Raw genomic sequence first — 4,566 nt, forward strand, 5'->3', positions numbered from 1 at the left:
GGGTTGAATTCGCCAAGGCCGAATTCCTCGGAAAACCGGTCGATCAGGTCCTCGAACGGGGTCGCCAGAAAGGCGTCGGGGTCCTCGGTGGAGAGCTCGGACAGGCACTGGTCCAGATCGTTGAAGATCTCCTCGGCGTGGTTTTCCTCATATTCGTTCCAGACCATCTCGCCGAGATGGGTGCGCGCGCGCCAGTAAAGCCCGCTCACTGCAGACTTGCGCGCCTTGGCGATGTCCTTGCGCTCGGCCTCGGCCGCGCGGCCCGCCTCGGCTTTCCGGGCGGCCTGTTCACGGTCAAAGCGCTGCTTCATGGCGATGGTCTGGCGCAGATTGCGGCAATGGGTCTGCAGCGCACGCGAGGCGCGCTCGAAGGCCTCGACGTCCTCAGCCGCCTTCAGCCACACCTGGGCCTCGGTGACGCCCTCCATGCACACCTCCGCCACCGCCGCCAGCATGGCGTCGATGCACTCGGGAGTGAGGGATGTCGGGGCAGGTTGCACGAGAACAAAAGTAGAACATATAGCCACGGGAGTCAAGTTTTTCGAGCGCCTGCCCGCCAGCGCCGTCCACAGCTTCAGCGTCGTCGCGAATGAAACGCGAGTGTCCGGAGCGCCCTAAAGCAGTCCGGCTTGCCGGGCGATCACAAGTGCGGCGATGATCAGGATCAGGGCCTGAATGATCATCCCGAAAGGCGCGGCCAACGGCAGCTTCTGCACCGCCCAGGAGATCAGCGCGGCGACGATCAGGACGATCAAGGCAAAGATGAGAATAGACATGGTCTGGCTCCCGAGACGGCAATGCCGCGCAGTGGAGCAAACCGAGGTTAGGCGGGAGTGTTCCCCGGGGGGTGGGACCCGGGCGCATTTTTCTCTGATAAACTGCGGTGTGGAAAAGAGTGCGTGGGCGGTCTCAACCGTTCGGCGCAACAGCTATGGATATAGCGGTTGAAGTGAGGTTGGGATGGGTCACGCGGGTCGGTTGGCGGACGAGCGCCGGTGGGAACTGTGGGCGCGCTGGACGCGCGGCTAAACGTTGGCGGGTTTGATCCGCCAGCGTCCTCCACAGCGCAACTGCCGCAAGCTAGACAGTAAAAAGATTCCGAATTACACCCGACACGCTACAAAACTAGCGATCAAAAATTGGGAGACGAAATGCCTAAGCTACGTTTAAGCTGGCTCGCTTTCGGTGTAGGTGCTTCTTTGGTGCCTGCTCTTGCTCACGCGGCTACCGAAAACCTGCGGTCAGATGACTACGTTGGTATCTCATTCTGGTTGATTTCCATGGCGCTTATTGCGTCAACCGCGTTCTTTTTCCTTGAAACTCAACGGGTTGCAGGAAAATGGAAAACCTCGCTGACCGTGTCAGGTCTCGTGACGCTGGTGGCTGCGGTTCACTATTTTTACATGCGAGACGTCTGGGTTGCGACCGGTGAAACGCCAACCGTTTATCGGTACATCGACTGGCTCATCACCGTTCCGTTGCTGATGATCGAGTTTTATCTAATCCTTGCCGCGATCACCAAGGTTCCTGCTGGAGTGTTCTGGCGCCTGCTCATCGGCACGTTCGTCATGCTTGCGGGCGGCTATGTTGGCGAAGCGGGATATTTTGCCGTTTGGCCAGCCTTTATCGTCGGCATGATCGGTTGGGCCTACATCCTGTATGAAGTGTTTTTGGGGCAGGCGAGCAAAATCAATGCTGCCGAAGCTCCAGAGTCGGTACAGTCGGCCTTCAAACTGATGCGTCTCATTGTGACCATTGGTTGGGCAATTTATCCGATCGGATACTTCGTGGGCTATCTGATGGGTCAAGATCCATCCGCGAGCTCCGCCGCGCTCAACCTGATCTACAACCTCGCTGACGTCGTGAACAAAATTGCTTTCGGTGTCATCATCTGGACGGTTGCAACCTCTGAAACGGACCGCGCTGCTGCAAAGTAGGTTTCTGCGGACGTAGGGCCTGACAGGCCCGCTACTTACGGCCTTCATGAAGGGCGCCACGCTTCGGCGCTCTTCATGAACGAGCCGCTCATTCTCATGCAGACCTATAAATCAACCCCCAAACGGTAGTCTGAATTGATGCTGCTTTCACTGATATTGGGGATGGCACTTGTTGACGCCCCCCTGGAACCGTTGGTTGACGAGATTGTCGTCACGGCGCGGCAACCCAACACGCCGATTGAAGACAGTCCCGCGAGTATCGAAGCATTCGGGTCCGAGGAACTTGCCAAACCCGGTGAGTTCATGGCTTCCGACCTCAGTCGGCTGTCTCCCGGGCTGACCTACAAGTCGACGTTCGGGTCGTCCGCTCCACAGTTTTTCATTCGCGGCATCGGCTCCAATGACGTCAACCCAAGCGCCAATCCGGGCGTGGCGGTTTATCTCAACGATGTGCTGCTGGCCTCTCCGCTTGGGCAGAACCTCGCGACGTTCGATCTCAGCGGTGCGCAGATATTGAAAGGGCCGCAGGGCACACTTTTCGGTCGTAACGCGACCGGTGGAGCCATCGTCTTTCGTACCAACCGTCCAGGCGATGCCGCAAGCGCGACGGCCGCCGTAGGCGTTGGGTCGTTTGGGCTGCGGACGCTCGAAGCCGCCGCCGATACCGGGACCTTCAACGGCGCGCGAGCAAGGTTTGCTGGCTTTGCCCGACGTTCGGACGGCTACACCAAGAACACCGCAACCGGCGGGTCGCTAAATGGCCTCGAGGTCTACGGAGGGCGGGCCACTGTCCTCGTGGATGGCCCCGGCGGCTGGACAGGAGAGGTGCTCGCCGACTACGCCGTCGATCGCTCTTCCATGACGGCGCATGAAGGCCTTGGCCTGTTTGCGCCAGAAGGCTTGGCTGGCAATCCACCACGTTTCGTACCGTGCGCGGTCGCGCGGGCGAGCGCGGGTGCATGTGTCAACGCATTGGGCTATAAATACACGACCAATCCTTATTCAGAGGCCTTTGATCGACCGGGACGTGAGGACCTGGATGCGGGCGGCGTTTCTGTGACAATCGCCCATAGTGGGCAGATCAACATCCAGTCCATCACTGCCTATCGGACGGCCAAACGCGCGGTCAGAGAAGACTCGGATGCGAGCCCCCTATCGCTGGTCGCGCTCGATTTTGACAACGACGACCAATCCTTCACCCAGGAAGTTCTCGTCCGCGGATCTGGGAGTCGTCTGGATTGGCGAGCGGGCGTCTTCGCTCTGGACGAACAGCTGAAGACCCGAAACCGCTTTGAGGTCTTGGGTACGGTCCGCGCCGCGGGTGCGCCGTTCATTGATGATCCCCAGTTTTTCGTCTTTGGGCCCTTTCGACTGCTTCAATCCTACAGGCTGAAGACTCAATCGGTCGCGGCGTTTGCCGATGCTGATTGGGCGGCAAGCCCGGCTCTGACCCTTACCGCCGGGGTCCGCCTGACCCAGGAGCGCTCGGAGTTCACCACGGAAACGCGGTTTGATGAAGTCACCGCCAATCCGATCCTGTCCCCGCGCCGTGGGGGAGAGCGGAGCGACACGGCCACCTCTTGGCGACTGGCTGCGCGGTACGCGCTTGGGTCGAAGCGCTCCATTTATGCAAACGTCAGTCGTGGATTTAAGTCCGCCGGGTTCAATGGCGGAGCCTTGTTCGCAACCGACTCGATCGGGCCTGTCGCGCCGGAAGTTGTGACCGCCTATGAGGTCGGAGCAAAATGGCAGGCCACAGACCGGGTCGAGCTTGAGACTGCGGGTTACGTGTATGACTATACCAGCCTGCAGGTCTTTACCTTGCGAGCCGCGCCGCCGCCGACCCGGCAGGTTCTCGACAGCGCGAACGCGTCTATCTCAGGTCTGGATCTACGGGCAAAGGCTCGCCTGCCAGCCGGCGTCACTGCGACCGCCAGCGTTGCGTATCTTGACGCCGCCTTCACCGATTTCATCGATGCGAATGGCGTCTCCCGGTCAGGCAATCGTCTGACCGCTGCGCCGGAATTCTCCGGAATCGCTGCGCTGGCCTGGCGCGGGAAGATTACTTCGCAGTGGACCGCCGCCGCCGAGATACGCGCCAAATACCGGAGCCGTGTGTTTTTCGACAACACCAACGACCCACTGCTGAGTTCAGGCGCCAGTACGTTGGTGGATGTTTCCGTGTCGCTTGAGCACCCTCCGAGCGGATTGCAGGCAGACATATCGGTGCGCAATCTGACTGACGAAAGCGTGATTGCAGACGCCCTCAATCTTGGTCAGTACGGCTTCATTCAACGTACCTATGCTCCCCCAAGGGCGGTCTATCTGACAGTGCGAAAACGCCTTTGATCGTTCGCTCCGTCAACTGTCCCCAAAAGTAGGGCCGCATACGCACTCCGTGCCCGGAGTCAAAGGCCTACCCCCTCCGGTCCTTCGGGCCACCTCCCCCATGGGGGATGATCTGTGGCTCCCGAGACGCAACAGGATCCAGGGGCTAGGGTATCGGTGACATCGCGTAATTGAGGTAGGCCCATCCAGACCTGAAGATACGAAGTCGGAGCGAGTGGATCGCGCTGCTTCAAACAGGAGGATGGACCCAATGGAAGTTTATGTCGGGTTGGACGTGTCG

General features: G+C 59.7%; 4 protein-coding genes. 2 read left to right on the forward strand and 2 right to left on the reverse strand.

What is annotated here, in order from left to right; genetic code table 11:
- The coding region (locus ACIQ3B_RS18545) for a hypothetical protein (protein WP_397405221.1) at window positions 1-500 on the reverse strand (500 nt) is incomplete at its 3' end.
- 114 nt (window positions 501-614) lie between these two features.
- Window positions 615-776, reverse strand: a complete 162-nt coding sequence (locus ACIQ3B_RS18550) for a hypothetical protein (protein ID WP_397405222.1) — start codon at window positions 774-776, stop codon at window positions 615-617.
- A 375-nt stretch (window positions 777-1,151) separates the two neighbouring features.
- Between ACIQ3B_RS18550 and ACIQ3B_RS18555 the strand changes: the two genes are divergently transcribed.
- Together ACIQ3B_RS18555 and ACIQ3B_RS18560 are read left to right on the forward strand one after the other, a co-directional pair.
- Complete coding sequence (locus ACIQ3B_RS18555; RefSeq protein ID WP_397405224.1) at window positions 1,152-1,937, forward strand: bacteriorhodopsin-like; 786 nt, start codon at window positions 1,152-1,154, stop codon at window positions 1,935-1,937.
- A 138-nt stretch (window positions 1,938-2,075) separates the two neighbouring features.
- Window positions 2,076-4,286, forward strand: a complete 2,211-nt coding sequence (locus tag ACIQ3B_RS18560) for a TonB-dependent receptor (RefSeq protein WP_397405226.1) — start codon at window positions 2,076-2,078, stop codon at window positions 4,284-4,286.
- The last annotated feature ends 280 nt before the right edge of the window (window positions 4,287-4,566 follow it).

This window comes from Phenylobacterium sp. (genome assembly GCF_044358365.1).
Taxonomy (GTDB): Bacteria; Pseudomonadota; Alphaproteobacteria; order Caulobacterales; family Caulobacteraceae; genus Phenylobacterium.